The sequence below is a fragment of the Pseudonocardia sp. genome (assembly GCF_025965585.1).
In the GTDB taxonomy this organism is placed as follows: domain Bacteria; phylum Actinomycetota; class Actinomycetes; order Mycobacteriales; family Pseudonocardiaceae; genus Pseudonocardia.
Genome location: NZ_JAOPWR010000061.1, coordinates 1 through 16,152 on the forward strand (window position 1 = coordinate 1; position 16,152 = coordinate 16,152).

Here is a 16,152-nt window from a genome sequence, read left to right on the forward strand (position 1 = left end):
GCCTGGGTCGACCACCACCGTCTGTTCGGGGTCTGCGACGGTATTCCCCCACCTTGATCTCGCGATCGGTCCATTTCTCGCAGTCGTAGGTGCCGTGGTCCCGGATCTCGACCCGTCCGGCGCCGTACTCGCCCGGCCGGGATCTCCCCGTCGAACGTGGCGTAGTCGAGCGGGTGGTCCTCGGTCTGTATCGCGAGGTGATCGTCCGCGGATCGGTCGGCAGCCCTTCGGGCAGCGCCCAGGACGCCAGCACCCCGCCGCGTTCGAGCAGCGGATCCCAGTGCAGCCGCCACGCGTGGTGCTCGTGGACGACGAACAGGTCATCGCGGCCCCGGGGCACAGGCCCCTCGGCGGGCATCGGCTCGGGGGTGCGCGACGCGGAGCGCTTCCGCTGGTAGGCCGACGGTTCATCGCCCACAGCTCGGTTGTACGCCGGTTCCGGCGACACCTGATCAGCTCTCTCCGCGCCGGGGCCCCGGGCCTTCTGGTCACGGTTCCCAGCCGCGTCCCTCCATCCGGGTCATCTGCTCTACCAACCCAATGCCCTCCCATCGCCACCACACCGTCGCCGGAGGCCGGCCCTACCCGGTGGTCGGCCCGAACCTCCGTTGCAATGCGCGGCCGAACCAATTAGTTAAGTCCTCAGCCATCGGCGGCCGCCTGTCCGCCCGAGCGGATCTGCATCCCCGGCCGGCGGCGGTGCACAGTCAGATAGGCAAGGCCGTCGCAGCCGGCAGCGAGGCTGCGGACCGAGCCGTGGGGCAGCCACACCAACTCGCCAGGGCCGAACGTGAGCAATCCCGCCTCGGTGACCATCGACCCGCTGCCCGCGACGACCACCAAGAGCACATCGAGATCAGGCTCGACATGGGCACCGATCCTCTGCCCCGCAGGCAGGTTCAGCACGTTCGCGTCAAGCTGGCGGCCGACCTCCTCCAACCGCCACACCACCCCCATCGGCTGCGCCGTGTGGTCGGCAACGATCGGCTGCACGCCGTGCAGCACACGCGGCAGATCAGGCATCGCCGATCACGCATCCACCGAGAACCTCGTGATGCTGCCCTGAATACGGCTCTCCGAGATCGATGTCATGATGCTGCTGCCCCTCTCCCGCCACAACGCGTTGCGCGGCGACGCACGGAACCCACAAGGTGGAGCACCAGTCTGACCACCCCCCGGACTCCCCGCCCCAGCCGCCCACCGTGGACGCGCCACCCCCACCCCCATCACAGGCCGACAAGAAACACTATGAAGCGGACGGGCGACTCGCCGCTCCCGCACACCATCAACGACGCCGAGAGCACTCCGGCAGCTGAAACCTGTCGACCGAACGCGCGTCAGATTGTCGCGGAATCCACACACCCACACCGTTCCCGGGTCGGATCCGCCAGTTGCCGGCGACAGCCGGACGCAGCCGATCGGATCAGCCGTTTGCACCATTGCTCCGACAGGCCCTATCCGCGCGTTTCCTGGATCGTCTAGCTTGCAGCGACTGGCTCGGGTCCTCGGCCGGTCGATGAACCGTGCAATCGGTTCACGATCCGCGAGGAGCAGGCCATGGCGGTGTCGTCCACGGAACCGCTCTCGGTGCGCCACACACCCCGTCCGGCTTGGCGGATTCGCGTTCGCGATGACGGGTTCCTTGCTCAGCTTCTGGACCTGGGCGCTGATCAGCCCGCTCGGTGCCGCCTACCGCGCCGAGCTGGACCTCAGCGCCTTCCAGCAGGCCTTCCTCGTCGCGGTCCCGGTGGTCGTCGGGTCGGTAGGGCGGATCCCTGTCGGTGCGCTGACCGACCGGTTCGGGAGCCGGGTGATGTTCCGGGCAGTGAGCGTCCTGACGATCGCCCCGGTGCTGTTCGTCGGGTTCATCGCCGACACGTACCCGCTGCTGATCGTTGGCGGGTTCTTGCTCGGGATCGGCGGGACCGCCTTCGCCGTGGGCGTGCCGCTGGTCAGCGCCTGGTTCCCGCCGCAACGCCGCGGGCTTGCGTTGGTGTCTTCGGGATCGGCATGGGCGGGACCGCCGTATCCGCATTCGTCACGGTCCGCCTCGCCGACGCCTACGGGCGGGCCGCTCCCTTCGTCATCGTGGCCGTGGTGCTCGCGCTGTACGCGGCGATCTCCGCGGTGGCGCTGCGCGACGCACCCGGACGGGTTCCCGCGACAGGATCGGTTCCTCGCGCGCACCTGGGAGACGGTCCGGTTGCCGGCTGTCGGGCAGATGTCGCTGCTCTACGCGGTGAGCTTCGGAGGTTTCGTCGCGTTCAGCGTCTACCTGCCACCTATCTCCGCAACGCCTACGAGCTGACGGCGGAGGACGCGGCCACCCGCATCGCCGGCTTCGTGGTCCTCGCGGTGCTGATGCGGCCGGTTGGTGGGTGGCTGTCCGACCGCGTCGGTCCGGTGCCGGTGCTCGCGGCAAGCTTCGCCGCCGCCGCCGCCGCGGCACTCGCGGTACTGGCCGCCCTGCACCTGCCGCTCCTGCCGCTGGGCACCAGGGCCTTCCTCTGCCTGGCCGCCGCTCTCGGAGCCACGTTCGGCGCCACGTTCGCCCTGCTCGCGAAGCTCGCCCGCCGCCTTCAGCGCACCCGTCGGCCACCTCTGGCACCCCTACATCGTCTACCTCAGCAATGAGGATCGTTTCGGCACCCGCGCGCGACGGCCCGGATGGGGACGCGGTGAGGAGAAAAGCCGAGGATGACCTCTGCAAGCTCCTCGTCCCACAGCCACAACGTCGGAAGGCGCATTGATGAAGAAGTCCTCGCTCACCGCCCTCGCCCGTGAGCAGCTGAAGATCGCACGACAGGCGTCCAGCGGGCGCAGCGCACACACCGTGTTCGGCGGCCACGAACATGTGCTCCGCCAGACGCTCATCGCGCTGGCCGCGGGCCACGGGCTCGACGAGCACGACAGCCCGGGCGAGGCCACCCTGCACGTACTGCACGGACGGGTCCGCCTGAACGCGGGCGACCAGGAGTGGAATGGCTCCCCCGGGGATCTCCTCATCGTGCCCGCCGCCCGGCACACCCTCGATGCCCTCGAGGACTCGGCCGTGCTGCTCACCGTCGGCAGACGCGGCTGATGAGACGGAGCGTCGCGCGGTCATGAAAGCAGCTCCGATCACCGTGAGGACGACGAGGCGTAGAGGCTGTCCAAGCCTCACGGGCCGGATGAAGCCTCGTCCTGTTCGTCGTGCCACCGGGGGAGCATGAGGGTCAGATCCATGCGGCGGAGTTCGTCGCGGTGCAGTGCACTGAGCCGAGCCAGGATCTGATCGCCGTCCTCGGTCAGCAGCACCCGCACCGCGCGCGCGTCACCAGGATGGGCCGCCCGTTGCACGAGCCCTTGCTTCTGGGCCCGGTCGACCAGTTCGACCACGCTGTGGTGGCGCAGTTGGAGCCGATCGGCCAGTTCCCGCACCGTCGCCCATTCCCGGTCCGGGAACCCCTTCAGCGCGAGTAGCAGCTGATACTGCTGAGGGGTGAGGCCGTGGCGGCGCACCGTCTCCTCGCTGAAGCGCAGATAGCGGCGGATCCCGAAGCGGAACCGCGCCAATGCCTCGAAGTCCTGCTTCGTCAAGGGTGCCGAATCCGCTTGCCCGCCCGCCGCTGCTGTCACAACCGACATGACACCACGCCGACCCGACTTGTGCCGCTTCTCAAGCTATATCGTTCTGCGATATGCTTGCCACTTGTCCGCACTGAGATGCGCGAGCTGGAGACCATCTCAAGGAGGTGGGTCATGCTCAGTGATCACGAGCGGAAGATGCTGCGTGAGGTCGAGCGCCAGTGCATGGCCGAGGACCCCGGCTTCACCCGTACCTTCCAGGAGCGCCAGACACGACTGTCGCGACGCCCCCACCAGATCGGTGCCGCCATCGCGGTCGTGGTCGCGGCCCTGCTGGCCGCGCTGATGCTGCTCGCCGGGTCGTTGGCGGGCGCGTTGGCGTTCGCCACCGCGACGGGGCTGATCTGGGTGGCGTGGCGCCGCTCCATCGACACCAAACGGCAGACTCCGTGAGCTGTTCGCGCGTAAGAGCGACCACCGCAGGCGACGTCGATCGCCGAGGAATGCAGTTCGGCCCCAACCACCCGGAGCACCAGAGGTCGAATGATCACGATCATCGTGTCCGTCCTGATCGCCGTACTGGCATTGGGCCTGATCACAGCCGCGGCCAGCGTCCGGGTCGTGCAGCAGTACGAACGGGGCGTCGGCTTCCGCTTCGGCCGAGTGCGATCCACGACCCGCGGCCCCGGGCTCGCGCTGATCACACCGTTCGCGGACCGGCTACAGAAGGTCTGCATGCAGATCATCACCCAGCCCGTGCCCGCCCAAGACGGCATCACCCGCGACAACGTCACCGTCCGCGTCGACGCCGTCCTCTACTAGCGCGTGATCGACCCGGTGCGCGTCGCCGTCGATGTCCAGGATTACGCCTCAGCGATCCTGCAAGTCGCGCAAGCCTCACTCCGCTCGATCATCGGCAAGAGCGACCTCGACGACCTGCTCTCCAACCGCGAACAGCTCAACCAGGGCCTCGAACTCATGATCGACAGCCCCGCCGTGGACTGGGGCGTGCACATCGACCGCGTCGAGATCGAGGACGTGGCCCTGCCCGAATCGATGAAACGGTCCATGTCACGCCAGGCCGAAGCCGAACGCGAACGACGCTCCCGCATCATCACCGCCGACGGCGAGCTGCAGGCCTCCACGAAACTCGCCCAAGCCGCCGAGGTGATGACCGAACACCCCGCCGCGCTGCAACTACGCCTCCTGCAGACCGTCGTCGAGGTCGCCGCCGAGAAGAACTCCACCCTCGTACTGCCCTTCCCCGTCGAACTACTCCGCTTCCTCGAACGCGCCACACCCGCCGAGACGGCGAAAGCAGCCCCGCCCGAGGCCGCCTCGACCGACCCCCCGGCCCCGTTGAACGGGCTGGTCAAAAACCAGCAGTCTGGCGTTGATAGCGGTGAGCCCGCTGCGGACGACCACCAGAGCCCGGCGATAGGCACCGCATCGACGGAGACGTCGGTGGCCGCCGCGGTCACCGGCAGATGAACCGCGGTAAGGATCGGGAGGTCGTCGTCGTGGGTGTCGACGACGGCACCGCCGGTGACGCAGTGGACTAGGCGGCCGCCGAGGCCGCGACCCGAGGCTGTCACCTGCGGATCGTGCACGCTTTCCGGCCACCGCTGCCTGCGGACCCCTACGGGTACGTCACGCAGATCGATGGCTTCCTCCCGGTGCGCGCCGCGGCCGAGCTGGTATTGCGGGAGGCAGTGGCCCGGGCACGGGCGGTGGCCTCCGACATCGACGTTTCGACACACCTGATTCGGGGGTCAGCCGCGCGAGGCCTGCTCGGTGAAGCCCCGGCCGCTCGGCTGCTCGTCGTGGGCAGCCACGGCCGATCCGGGCTGCGCGGCCTGCTGGCAGGGTCGGTGGCCATCCACGTCGCCACGCACGCGTCCAGTCCCGTCGTCGTCATCCGCCCGACGGTGGGCGCCTGCGTTGACGGGTCAGCATCCCGTTCGGTCGCCCGTGTCGTCGTGGGCGTGGACCGGACGCCGTCCTGCACACCCGCCATCGGGTTCGCGTTCCAGGCGGCGTGGCAACGCGGGATCCCCCTGACCGCGGTGCACGCCTGGACACCGGACCCACCCGCCGACTTCGAAGCAGTCTCCGGTCCGTCAGTGATGGCCGAGCTCTTCGGAAACAGGGCTGTGGAGAAGGCGCTCGCCCGGTGGCGTGATGAGTTCCCCTGCCTACCCGTCGTCACCAGACGCGTGCGCGGCGACCCGACCCAGACCTTGATCACCGAATCTCGCGGTGCCGCCCTCATCGTCGTCGGATCGCGAGGCCGAGGACACATCCTCGGAACGGTGCTCGGCTCGGTCAGCCAAAACGTGCTGCAACACGCCCACTGCCCCATCGCGATCGTTCAGCATGGCGGCAGGGCAGACGCAGAGCCGCCTACCTGGATCCACCAAGGGATGGTCTCGTGAGCTCGTCCACGCCGCCGGACCGCCCGAGCCTCCACAGGCTCGCTCCGACGGTCACAGCCAACGACAGTGGGCCTGCACTGTTGCGCAATGAGTGCGCGTCAGCAACAATTACCTCTGAGCGACGAGGCCCGCAGTGAACCGGAGGATCCGATGAAGGTCGCAGACATCCTGAGACTCAAAGGAAGCACGGTGCACACGGTCCACTCGTGGACGCCGGTGGTCGAGGCCGTCCAGCGGATGGCGGGCCCACCGCCGATCGGGGCACTGGTGGTCTGCGACGACGGCCGCGGTCACGTGGGGGGCCTCATCACCGAACGCGACCTGATCCGCGGTCTGCGCACGATCGGCGCTGCGATGTGCGAGAAGACGGTGGCCGAGTTCATGACCCGCCACATCCCGGTGTGCACCCCTGAGGACACCCTGACCCACCTCATGCGACAGATGACCCGGTCCCGTTATCGCCACCTACCCGTCGTGCAGGCCGGCGTTCTGTGCGGACTGGTCAGCATCGGCGATGTCGTGCGTCATCGGCTCGAGGAGGTGCAGCTCGAAGCCGATGTGCTGCGCGACATGTACCTGGCTCACCAGTGACACCGACGGACAGACCAGCGCCGGCGCGCGACATCGGTTGGCGAGACCGACTGGTGGACCTCCACGTCCTCGCCGAGAACGGCGACCCCGAGGCGGCCGCCGCGGCCCGGCGCCGGCTCGCCGCCGACCCCGAGGCCCGCCGCGCTTGGGACGAAGTGCAGCTCACCTGCGACCAGATCCACGACCGGTTCCACGATGCGCCGCCGGCCGGGTAGCGGTGCTTCGCACACCCGGCCGCATAGCGCTCCCCGCAGCCGGTAACGGCCTGTCGACAGTCCATCCGCTGCGGGCGGGCTCACCAGTTTCGACGCCGCCATCCTCCGTCCGGCGAACGGGCCACGATCTCGCCGGCACGTATCGATCTTCCCCGGAGCGAACCCGGGCAACACCAACCGGCCTTCCGACGCCTCTACGTCACCTCGCCGGCCGCGATGAGTTGCCGGCCGAGCACCTCCAGGCCAGCCAGATCGCTCCGACCGTCACCGCGACCGCGAGCGCGCCATCCGGTGCGCCGAGCATCCACAGCAGCGAACTGAGCACTGTGGCGACCCCGCAGGCCGCCAGCGCTGCCCGTCGATTGCCGGCACGACCCAGACGGGCCTGTCCGCGGCAAAACGACCGCGCGAAATTGGGATCATCGGCGAGAACATCCCGCTCACCCCAGGCGGTCCCGTTCATGATCGCTAAGCATCCTGACCCGCCTCGGGCCGACTCCCACGAAGCTCCCTGCACTGCGACAAGTCGCTGTATGCGTTAGGTGCAATGGTTGCTGTGGCACAATATGCGCTCACACGCCAGAGAATTTCGACGACAGCCGACCTGGGTCGGCAGCTCCGGACCTCCGAGCCCTCCGGACTCGGCGAGACCACCCCCGCCGACTCCGGCAAGGCTTCCCGGTGCGTCACAGACCTGGCGTCGCCGCCTGGGGCCGCCGCTTCACGTCGAGCGCTTCCGGGCCGAGGCCCACGCTGTCCCAGGTGCAGCGCCCTACCCGACGCCGAGCACGTCGACTCCTGCTGACTCTGCGGTACCGAGCTGGCCTAACAGCTGAAACCAATGTGTGCGATCTCGCATGAGTTGCGTTTTAGCAATCGCGTCATCCACGATGAGAGCGTGCGCGACAAACACATCGACGATCACGATCGCCCTGGTGACCCGGCGGCGCGGCCCCATCGCTCGCACCTCGGCGATTTCACCCTGACTCCGCGGGTCCTGGTCACGGTCGCATGGGCGGTGCCGATCGGGGCACTGGGCGCGGTGGCGGCCTGGGCACTGCTGCGACTCATCGGCCTGATCACGAACCTGGTCTTCTTCCAGCGCCTCTCGACGACGATGGTCGCACCGGGATCGGGACCCCACCAGGCGTGGCTGGTGGTCCTCGCCCCGGTCGTCGGGGGCCTGATCGTCGGGGTGATGGCGCGCTACGGGTCGGAGAAGATCCGCGGGCACGGCATGCCCGAGGCGATCGAGGCGATCCTGATGCGCCGCAGCCGCGTCGAGCCCCGCGTCGCGGTGCTCAAACCGGTCTCGGCCGCGGTCAGCATCGGCACCGGCGGCCCGTTCGGCGCCGAGGGACCGATCATCATGACCGGCGGCGCGCTCGGCTCACTCCTGGCACAGCACCTGCACATGTCCGCCGACGAACGTAAGGCCCTCATGGTCTCCGGCGCCGCCGCCGGCATGGCCGCCACGTTCAACGCACCCCTGGCCTCGGTGCTGCTCGCCGTAGAACTGCTGCTGTTCGAGTGGCGCCCCCGCAGCTTCCTCCCCGTCTCCGCCGCGGTGGCCATCGCCGCGATCGTGCGCGCGCCCCTGCTGGGCGCGGCACCAATCTTCCCCGTCGACCTCGGCGCTCTCGTCGCGAGCCCCGTCGTCGACCTGCTCTGCGTGGTCGCCGGACTGCTGGGCGGGCTGCTCGCCGTCGCCGTCACCGCGCTCGTGTACTTTTCCGAGGACACCTTCGCCCGGCTACCGCTGCACTGGATGTGGTGGCCCGCGATCGGCGGCGCCATCATCGGCGTGGGCGGACTGATCGAACCCCGCGCCCTCGGTGTCGGCTACGACGTCATCGACGAGCTCCTCACCGGCAGAGCCACGCTCGCCCTGGTCGTCGGCATCCTGGTGATGAAGAGCCTGATCTGGGGCCTCTCGCTCGGCTCCGGCACGTCCGGCGGGGTCCTGGCCCCGGTGTTCATGATCGGCGCCGCGCTCGGCGCACTGGAAGGACTGGTGTTCCCCACGACCGCGCCGGGGTTCTGGGCCGTCGTCGGCCTCTCCGCGGTCGTCGGCGGAGTCATGCGCTCACCCCTGACCGGAGTCGTGTTCTCCCTGGAGCTGACCCACGCCTGGAACGCGCTGCTTCCCCTGCTGATCGCCTCGACCGCTGCCTACGGGCTCTCCGCCCTGCTGCTGAAGCGTTCCGTGCTCACCGAGAAGATCGCACGCCGCGGCTATCACCTGTCCCGCGAGTACGACGTGGACCCACTTGAGGTCCTCCGCGTCGACGAGGTCATGCACCCCGCCCCCACGACACTGCGCCCCGACGATCCACTCCCTCTTCCGACCGCCGTCCTCGACGCCATCGTCCCCCGCCGAGGCCCCCTCCCCGGCGCTCCGCTAGCACCCCTGCAACGTCTGTTCCCCGTCCTCGACGAGGACCATCGCGTGGTCGGCGTCGTCACCCGCCGACAGCTCACCGCACCTCGCGAGGCCACCACCGTCGCCGATCTGCTGATCACCGACCCACTGACCGTGCACTCCCGCGACACGCTGCGCACCGTCGCGTCCCGCTTCGCACAAGCGGCCGTGGGAGCCGCCCCCGTCCTGGACGACCATGACCCCACCCGACTGGCCGGCGTGGTCACCGTTGAGCAACTGCTCGACGGACGGCTGCGCGACCTCGCCGAGGAACACCATCGCGAACGCCCCATGAACCCGCGCCGATGGATCCGCCCGGCCCGGCCACGAACCGGCGATCGGGCGGAACTGACGGGTTCCGACGCCGCCTCGGCGTGATGGGACGGACCCGGAGACGACGCGGAGTCCCGACAGGGCCTGAACAGACGGCAACGGTGGCGGCTGGGGATCTCGAACAGCATCTGAGCTGCGACGACCCCGAGCTCGCAGGGAAGGTGCGTGACCCACGACGACGTAGACTCGACCACAGAATCCGACGTCGAACGCGGCGCTGGCCTCGCCTGCGCGACAATCGGCGCCGCGATGCTCGCCCTCGCCTACGGCTCCCCCTACCTCGTCTGATCATATGAGGGTCGCTCGTCCTGATGGTCGCGATCCCCCTCTAGAGAGCGTGCCCCCGGAATGAGCGATCCGTGGACGTCAGGTTCGGTGGTCGGTCTTCGCCACCAGCATCTCCCTCAACGTCGCCTCGTCGGTCGCCTCGTAGTCGTCAGGCAGGAGGTAGACGGTGACCTGCCCATCGCTGATGCGGACAACGTCCCCACGCACACCAGGAGGCGCCTCGTGGCAGATCGGGCTGAGCAGCAAACGTGTCGCGTTCATCGACCCCACCACCCGGGGGCACTGTGCCCGAGTCCCGGCTCGCCTTCCACCACGGCGGCGCTCACTCAGCTCGCCGTAGTCCAGCCCAGCGACCACACCGCGTCATGCGGGGTCTCCCCACCCGCCTCGGCGAACGCCCGCATCACCGGGACCAACGCACGCCGACGCCCGGCCGGCATCCGATCGAGGATCTCCGTGATCGCCACCCGCCGGTGCTCCATCACCTGCTCCAGCAGGCGGTGTCCTTCAGGTGTGAGCTCGAGAACCAGATTGCGCCGGTCGGTCGGATCGTCACGACGGTCGAGCAGACCCGCGACCACCAGGCGCTCCACGAGACGCGTCGCGTTCGACGGGTGCACACCCAGACCCTGCGCCACCGCCCCCAGATTCATCGCCGGGCGGCTGGCGATCATCACCAGAGCACGCAGCTGCGGCAGCGTCACGACGTCGTCGACACCAGCGATCGACTGCGCGCTCACCGCCACCAAGACCCGCGCCGCCGCCATCACTGCTTCAACATCAGAGGTGGCAACCGCACCGGTGCCGTCCTCGGGCTTCGCCGTCGTCACACTTTCAGTGTGCCCGATCGCGTGTGCTATCGCAAAAGTTGCGTACCGCCATCTCGACGGTTGATATCACTCGGACTCCGCGGTGGGTTCGCGAACCGCAATGGGCAAGGCACGGCCATGTCGCCCGCACAACGGGACTGTAAGAAGATCGGTGTAGCTCCTGATCATGGACGTAGCACCGATGACTGACGACACGGTCCAGGAACCAGCCACCGTGGACACCCCTCACGCTGCCTCGGAGGATGGGGATGCGCCCGGTCTGGATGGTCGATGAGCAGTTGATCGACCGGTTGGCCAGTCGAGCTCGCGCGGGTGGGCTGCAGTTGGCCGGCGAGGGCAGGCTGTCGCAGGCGCTGACGAAACGGCTGGTGGAGTCCGCGCTCGAGGGAGAGATCATTGACCACCTCGGCTACGACCGGCACGACCCGGCCGGGCGTGACGGCGGGAACTCCCGCAACGGCCACCGCTCCAAGACCGTCCTGACCGATGTCGGCCCGGTCGAGATCGACGTGCCCCGTGACCGGGACGCCACCTTCGAACCGAAGATCGTCGCCAAACGCCAGAAACGCCTGTCCAGGGTCGACGAGGTGGTCATCTCGCTCTCGGCGAAGGGCCTGACCACCGGCGAAGTCCAGGCCCATCTGGCCGAGGTCTACAGCGCGCAGGTGTCGTGCCAGACCATCTCCGGCAAGGTCCTCGACGGCATGGCCGACTGGCATAACCGGCCCCTCGACCCGTGGCGGTTTCCAGTGGAGGTCGCGAATCAGTTGGCGTTGACCGTGCTCAGGGACCGTCTCATGGCTTCCCGGAGTGTGGCGTCGTCGAGGACGAGGCGTGGTCGATCGTTGATCTGTCGAGCGACGGCGCGGAGGTCACCGGCGGTGTAGCCGGACAGGTCGGTGTGCTCGGGGAGGTACTGGCGCAGCAGCCCGTTCGTGTTCTCGTTGGAGCCGCGGTGCAATCCTCACGGGTCCCGCACCACCTCATTGCAGAATGCCATCGGCCGGCGCCCAGACCGGCCCGGTGAGGACACCAGGTCCTGCACCGGGCGGGTCGGGCGCGTCGTTCACACCGTCTGCTCGGGGGTCTGCGGTGCGTCGGCGGCGAGGACGGGGCCGGAGTCGCGCCGACGGGCGATCACGTACCAGCCGACACCCAGTGCGAGCAGCGCCAGGTAGAGGTATGGCAGCACGTTATAGGGGGGTGCCGGCACCGGGATCAGGTTCGCATAGATCACGTAGACGATCGCGATGACCGCAGCCGCGGACAGGACCCAGTGGTAGAGGCGGACGGTGTGGTGGCGTCGCAGGAAGATCGGCATGCCGATGGCCATCAGGAGATAGGCCGTCAGGTAGCCGAAGGTGCCGATAGTGCCGGTGTAGGCGTAGACATTGAGCGGCGTGACGCCCGCGAGGACCATGACCGCCGGTACCAGCACGATCGCGGGAAGGAGCACGAGGATGGCAACGTGTGGCGTCCTGTGCTGGGCGTGGGTTCGGCGCAACGAGGTGTGCAGCACGCCCTCGTGCGCGATCGAGTAGAGCACTCGGGCCGCCGCATTGATGCTCGCGATCGTGACGGCGAAGAAGGACGCGGCCACCCCGAGGTCGATCACGTAGCTGAACCCGCCCAGCCCGTTCCCCTTGGCCAGATCGGCGAGGGGCGCGGCGCTGTTGCTCAGCCCGTCCGTACCGAGCCCGAGGATCGAGACATAGGCGGCCAGGACGTACAACAACCCGACCACGACGGCAGAGATCAACACGGCGCGCGGGATGGCGCCATGGGGCTCCTTCGCCTCGGCGCCGAGGGCGGCTGCGCTCTCGAAACCGACGAACCCCAGCACGGCGAGCACGACCCCGAAGGTGACGCCGTTCCCCGAGGTCCCGGTCAGCTGGGTCTGGGCCGGGTCGGGCGCGATCCCATGCCGTCCCAGAACCACTGCGAAGAGCACCAGGATGGCGGCGATCGAGAGGACCTCCAGCACCAGGCCGACGCGGGTGGAGAGTTTGATACCGGCCCAGGCGAACGCCACGGCGGCCACGCCCGCGGCAATGAAGATCAGGATCTGGACGAGCAACGACGTGGTCGGGATGCCGATCCCGTCGAGCAGCTGGCCACCGTAGATGGCGAAGCCGACGACACCGATCATCGCGATGAAGACGTAGCCGATGACCAGGGCCCATCCGGCGGCGAACGCGCCGTGCGGGCCGAGGCTCTTGGCGACATAGCCGTACAGCGATCCTGCCGAGGCGATCTTGGTGCCGAACTGGGCGACGCACAGGCCGATCAGTACGACCGTCACCATGGCGAGCAGGTATGACAGCCATGATCCGTTCCCCGCCGAGAGCACGATGAGGGCCGGGCCGGTGGCCATCACGGCGCTAGGTGCGATCGCGGCGACGGACTGGGCCAGCACCTCGATCGGACCCATGGTCTTGTGGGCGAGCCCCGCCGCGGCCGGGTCCGATGGCGGGGCGCTCACGGGTGCACCTGCCCGTTTCCTCCGGGCTCGCCACCAAGCACGGAATGGCAGGCAGGAAGGCTCGGAGGCAGGTCGAGTGCGGGATTGCCGTCGAAGAAACCGACGGGCTTGAGATGAAACCCGACACGCGAGGTCGGCATCACCGGCCAGTCCTCCGGGCGTACGACGTGATGCGCGCAGAAGGTGTACCAGACCACGACGTCGGTGTTCTCGATCGGCCGGTCGGCCGCGACGTAGACCGGTAGCCCGTCGGTCCCGCCCTTGTTCTGGTTGGGATAGTCGCCTGCGGCGTAGCGCTGCGAATCGTCGTGAGCGGTGACCCAGAGGTGCTTGTAGGCGAACCCGGCGCGGTTCCACGTCTGGCTACCCTCACCGGCCATGGGCACCGTGTTCTCGCCCGGTAACAGCTTGTAGCCGACCGGCTCACCGGTCTCCCCCACGACCTCGGGGTTGACGATCGTCCAGTAGCGCGCCTTGAACGGGTCGATCAGCCGCCCCGAGTCGCTCTCCCTGGCCAACAGCGTCTTGCGAGTCTGCCACGCGTTGCCAGTCTCGTTGCCCGGGCCCATCGGGAGCGGCTCGGAGTCGACCTCGTAGACGGAGTTGCGGTGACCGTCCACGGCCATGTCGAGTCGCACGTTGAAAAAGTGCTGGTGATGGGGTCCGTAGAGATTCGGCGCGACGAGCGTCCCATGGCCGGGACGCTGCCCGTCGGCCACCGCGCCCGTTGAGATGACGCCGGTCAGCTTGACCTCGAACTCGATGCCGCCGTCGTTGTAGAGGTACCAGAAGAACCCGTACTCGTAGTTCCCGACGGTGGCATAGCAGGAGATGACGAGCCTGCGGGAGCGGCGGACCTCGGTCTTCTCAGTGCGGAAGTCGGTGTGCTTCCAGCTGACGCCGAAGTCCTCCTCGTGCAGACAGATCGCGTTCGGAATTGTCACCGGGTTGCCGTCGGCGTCATTGACCACCGCGTCGAAGTAGAAAATCTCGCCGAGACAGTCGCACCCGCGCTCAAGCGGGTTGAGCAGGAACCCGATGCCGTACTCACCCTCATCGAACACGTTCTTGAACCGGTGGGTCGGAGCCGGATCCCCGTAGGGAATGTACATCTCCGACATCGACGCACGGTGGATCACCGATCGCAGCCGGCCGCGGTCCTCATAGCCGACCGTGTGCAGCACCAACCCCTCGCGGGGGCTGAACCCGACCCGTAAACGCCATTTCTGCCAACGCACCTCACGGGCGTCGACGGTGAAGCTCGGACCCTTCGGCTGGGTGATCTCCAGCGGGCGCACGTCGTCACGCAGGCCGGTGTGGGCGGGGCGATTGCCCGGCAGGGTCATCAGCTCGGGCATGTAGTTGCCCGCCTGCGGAGGCAGCGGGACGACGCCGTGATCCTGGACGTCGACCACAGTCATCCGGTCGAGGTCGACAACGACCAACAGTCCCTCGACCGGGCGAGCGTAGCCGTTGTCATCCGGTCCGGACCGGATGAAGGTCAGCGGGCGGACGAGCCGACGCCCCGCGTCGGTCTCTGTGCTGTAGCCGGTGGCCCACGGGTCGAGCATGGCCAGGCTGAAGTCGGTGACACCGCGCTTGCGCACCGCCTCCTGCCAGCGCGGGTCCGCCCGCGTGACATCCTCCGCGGCGAAGAACTCCTCGAGCATGATGCCGGGCTGGACGCCCTCGATCTCACGCCACGACTCCACGCTCGCACGGGTCAGCGACACGATGGCCTCGACCGTCTGGCTGGTGGCCCGGTCGTAGAGAACGGCGAACGCCGTCCGTCCCGGAACCGCCCCCGCGTGCCCACCTGCGAGCTCTGCTTTCGACGGCTCCAGCGCCGACACCGACACGAAACGGGTCGAGTCCGTGATGCCCCGGACCTTCCGGATGATCGACACCGCAGTGGTGATCTCGTCAGTCGAGAGCGGATCGAGCGGATGGATGGTCGGGCCGGTTTCCACGAGTTGCGCCTCAGATCGCATTCGTTCCTCCACTCCGGACGATCTCCCGGCTCCGCTGCCGGACCACCGTCGACTGCACGACGTCGTCATCGCGTAGGCTCATGACCGGTCGCGAAGACCGCCAGTCCTGTTCCCATTTGCGTCAACCAAGGGTGACGGTGCGCCGGCGGACGGGGTGCTGGCGCACTGACAGATCAGCGCCTTCTCCGGCAGGGTGACCGACGAGGCCGGCCCATTCGACAGGCACGCAGTTTCCCGCATCGCAGGCCACTGGTCTACCTCGGGACTCCCAGCGAGCGGACGGCTTGCGCAGCCTCAGGGCGTGTTTGGGCCCCGGGGGCGGAAGCGCCGGTGGTCGGGGCGGTCGGAGCGCAACCAGGGACTGACATCGACCGCCAGCACGATTCGCCCGTCGATGGTTCTGGGCAGCGGCACCGAGGCCGGTGTCCGGCGGATCCGCTCCGGTTCCACCCGGCCGTGGCTCAGCGCGTCATACATCGCGCCGTGACCGCGGCGACGCTCAGCCACCAAGGTCAGTTCGACCTCGAGCCTGTGCCGATGGGTACGACCATTGCCCGGTTGTCCGCAGGATCAGGATGTCTCCGCTGCGGATCTCCACCCTTTGACGAGCTGGCGCTGCCGGCCCAGCCCGTCGATCTCGCACTCCACGACATCACCATCTGCGAGGTAAGGGAACCGACCAGACAGCGCGACGCCCTCCGGGGTCCCGGTGTTGATCAGGTCACCGGGCTCCAGCACCATGTACTGACTGAGCTCCCACACGATCCGGGCCACCCCGAAGATCATGTCCGCGGTCCTCGACGCCTGGCGGGCGCTCCCGTTCACCCACGAACGCAGCCCGAGGGCCTGTGCGTCGCCGAGGTCGGCGGCCGGCACCAGCCACGGCCCGAGCGGGTTGAACGTCTCGCAGCACTTGCCCTTCGACCACTGGCCGCCGGAATGCTCCATCTGATACGCGCGCTCGGACACGTCATTGGCGATCGCATACCCGGCGATAT

Annotated in this window: 17 protein-coding genes and 5 pseudogenes; 11 read left to right on the plus strand and 11 right to left on the minus strand. The window is 68.4% G+C overall.

Annotated elements, in window-relative coordinates; all coding sequences use genetic code 11:
- Both JWR81_RS03720 and JWR81_RS03725 read right to left on the minus strand, forming a co-directional pair.
- A partial coding sequence (locus JWR81_RS03720) for a DNA polymerase ligase N-terminal domain-containing protein (RefSeq protein ID WP_297646583.1) occupies positions 1-418 on the minus strand: 418 nt, incomplete at its 3' end.
- Positions 419-642: 224 nt separating this feature from the next.
- The gene (locus JWR81_RS03725) at positions 643-1,023 is read right to left on the minus strand and encodes a hypothetical protein (RefSeq protein ID WP_297646585.1); all 381 of its coding nucleotides are present in this window, start codon (positions 1,021-1,023) and stop codon (positions 643-645) included.
- A 607-nt stretch (positions 1,024-1,630) separates the two neighbouring features.
- Between JWR81_RS03725 and JWR81_RS03730 the strand changes: the two are divergent.
- The 3 genes and pseudogenes from JWR81_RS03730 to JWR81_RS03740 form a co-directional block, all read left to right on the plus strand.
- Positions 1,631-1,948: pseudogene (locus JWR81_RS03730) on the plus strand (MFS transporter); the annotation flags it as partial.
- A 62-nt stretch (positions 1,949-2,010) separates the two neighbouring features.
- Positions 2,011-2,634, plus strand: a complete 624-nt coding sequence (locus JWR81_RS03735) for an MFS transporter (RefSeq protein WP_297646618.1) — start codon at positions 2,011-2,013, stop codon at positions 2,632-2,634.
- Positions 2,635-2,749: 115 nt separating this feature from the next.
- On the plus strand, positions 2,750-3,082 hold the full coding sequence (locus JWR81_RS03740) for a cupin domain-containing protein (protein ID WP_297646587.1): 333 nt from the start codon (positions 2,750-2,752) through the stop codon (positions 3,080-3,082).
- Between the two features lie 77 nt (positions 3,083-3,159).
- Here the strand turns inward: JWR81_RS03740 and JWR81_RS03745 are convergent, their stop codons facing one another.
- Complete coding sequence (locus JWR81_RS03745) at positions 3,160-3,579, minus strand: MarR family winged helix-turn-helix transcriptional regulator (RefSeq protein ID WP_297646589.1); 420 nt, start codon at positions 3,577-3,579, stop codon at positions 3,160-3,162.
- A gap of 162 nt (positions 3,580-3,741) precedes the next feature.
- Between JWR81_RS03745 and JWR81_RS03750 the strand changes: the two genes are divergently transcribed.
- From JWR81_RS03750 to JWR81_RS03775, 5 genes and pseudogenes are all read left to right on the plus strand, one after another.
- Positions 3,742-4,020 carry a DUF3040 domain-containing protein gene (locus JWR81_RS03750; RefSeq protein ID WP_297646591.1) on the plus strand — a complete coding sequence of 93 codons (279 nt, stop codon included), beginning with the start codon at positions 3,742-3,744 and terminating at the stop codon, positions 4,018-4,020.
- Between the two features lie 99 nt (positions 4,021-4,119).
- A pseudogene (locus JWR81_RS03755) lies at positions 4,120-5,058 on the plus strand (slipin family protein).
- 83 nt (positions 5,059-5,141) lie between these two features.
- Positions 5,142-6,002: pseudogene (locus tag JWR81_RS34230) on the plus strand (universal stress protein); the annotation flags it as partial.
- Between the two features lie 66 nt (positions 6,003-6,068).
- Positions 6,069-6,593, plus strand: coding sequence for a CBS domain-containing protein (locus tag JWR81_RS03770; RefSeq protein ID WP_297646593.1), 525 nt, complete (start codon positions 6,069-6,071; stop codon positions 6,591-6,593).
- Between the two features lie 53 nt (positions 6,594-6,646).
- A complete protein-coding gene (locus JWR81_RS03775) occupies positions 6,647-6,808 on the plus strand; it encodes a hypothetical protein (protein WP_297646595.1) in 162 nt (53 codons plus the stop codon).
- Positions 6,809-7,007: 199 nt separating this feature from the next.
- Here the strand turns inward: JWR81_RS03775 and JWR81_RS03780 are convergent, their stop codons facing one another.
- Positions 7,008-7,271: a DUF3040 domain-containing protein gene (locus tag JWR81_RS03780; protein ID WP_297646597.1), complete on the minus strand. Its 264-nt coding sequence runs from the start codon at positions 7,269-7,271 to the stop codon at positions 7,008-7,010.
- Positions 7,272-7,706: 435 nt separating this feature from the next.
- Here JWR81_RS03780 and JWR81_RS03785 point away from each other — a divergent pair, with 435 nt between their 5' ends.
- Both JWR81_RS03785 and JWR81_RS03790 read left to right on the plus strand, forming a co-directional pair.
- Positions 7,707-9,608 (plus strand): chloride channel protein, encoded by a 1,902-nt coding sequence (locus tag JWR81_RS03785; protein WP_297646599.1) that lies wholly within the window; start codon positions 7,707-7,709, stop codon positions 9,606-9,608.
- 120 nt (positions 9,609-9,728) lie between these two features.
- Positions 9,729-9,851: a hypothetical protein gene (locus JWR81_RS03790; RefSeq protein ID WP_297646601.1), complete on the plus strand. Its 123-nt coding sequence runs from the start codon at positions 9,729-9,731 to the stop codon at positions 9,849-9,851.
- Positions 9,852-9,929: 78 nt separating this feature from the next.
- Here JWR81_RS03790 and JWR81_RS03795 read toward each other — a convergent pair whose 3' ends face one another.
- Positions 9,930-10,112 (minus strand): hypothetical protein, encoded by a 183-nt coding sequence (locus tag JWR81_RS03795; RefSeq protein ID WP_297646603.1) that lies wholly within the window; start codon positions 10,110-10,112, stop codon positions 9,930-9,932.
- Positions 10,113-10,177: 65 nt separating this feature from the next.
- Positions 10,178-10,681: a MarR family winged helix-turn-helix transcriptional regulator gene (locus tag JWR81_RS03800; RefSeq protein WP_297646605.1), complete on the minus strand. Its 504-nt coding sequence runs from the start codon at positions 10,679-10,681 to the stop codon at positions 10,178-10,180.
- Between the two features lie 341 nt (positions 10,682-11,022).
- Here JWR81_RS03800 and JWR81_RS03805 point away from each other — a divergent pair.
- A pseudogene (locus JWR81_RS03805) lies at positions 11,023-11,490 on the plus strand (transposase); the annotation flags it as partial.
- Here the strand turns inward: JWR81_RS03805 and JWR81_RS03810 are convergent.
- The 5 genes and pseudogenes from JWR81_RS03810 to JWR81_RS03830 all read right to left on the minus strand — a co-directional run.
- Positions 11,445-11,636, minus strand: a pseudogene (locus tag JWR81_RS03810) (IS30 family transposase); the annotation flags it as partial. The pseudogenes JWR81_RS03805 and JWR81_RS03810 overlap by 46 nt on opposite strands.
- 111 nt (positions 11,637-11,747) lie before the next feature.
- Positions 11,748-13,163 carry an APC family permease gene (locus JWR81_RS03815; protein WP_297646607.1) on the minus strand — a complete coding sequence of 472 codons (1,416 nt, stop codon included), beginning with the start codon at positions 13,161-13,163 and terminating at the stop codon, positions 11,748-11,750.
- Complete coding sequence (locus tag JWR81_RS03820; RefSeq protein ID WP_297646609.1) at positions 13,160-15,133, minus strand: primary-amine oxidase; 1,974 nt, start codon at positions 15,131-15,133, stop codon at positions 13,160-13,162. The genes JWR81_RS03815 and JWR81_RS03820 overlap by 4 nt, the downstream gene beginning before the upstream one ends.
- A gap of 315 nt (positions 15,134-15,448) precedes the next feature.
- Complete coding sequence (locus JWR81_RS03825) at positions 15,449-15,664, minus strand: transposase (RefSeq protein WP_367278724.1); 216 nt, start codon at positions 15,662-15,664, stop codon at positions 15,449-15,451.
- A 60-nt stretch (positions 15,665-15,724) separates the two neighbouring features.
- Positions 15,725-16,152 (minus strand): fumarylacetoacetate hydrolase family protein (locus JWR81_RS03830; protein ID WP_297646613.1); only part of this gene is annotated, 428 nt, incomplete at its 5' end.

Coding starts and splice junctions, on each gene's coding strand:
- JWR81_RS03725 (WP_297646585.1), bottom strand. CDS start 1,023: ATGCCTGATCTGCCGCGTGTGCTGCACGGCGTGCAGCCGATCGTTGCC.
- JWR81_RS03735 (WP_297646618.1), top strand. CDS start 2,011: ATGGGCGGGACCGCCGTATCCGCATTCGTCACGGTCCGCCTCGCCGAC.
- JWR81_RS03740 (WP_297646587.1), top strand. CDS start 2,750: ATGAAGAAGTCCTCGCTCACCGCCCTCGCCCGTGAGCAGCTGAAGATC.
- JWR81_RS03750 (WP_297646591.1), top strand. CDS start 3,742: ATGCTCAGTGATCACGAGCGGAAGATGCTGCGTGAGGTCGAGCGCCAG.
- JWR81_RS03780 (WP_297646597.1), bottom strand. CDS start 7,271: ATGAACGGGACCGCCTGGGGTGAGCGGGATGTTCTCGCCGATGATCCC.
- JWR81_RS03795 (WP_297646603.1), bottom strand. CDS start 10,112: ATGAACGCGACACGTTTGCTGCTCAGCCCGATCTGCCACGAGGCGCCT.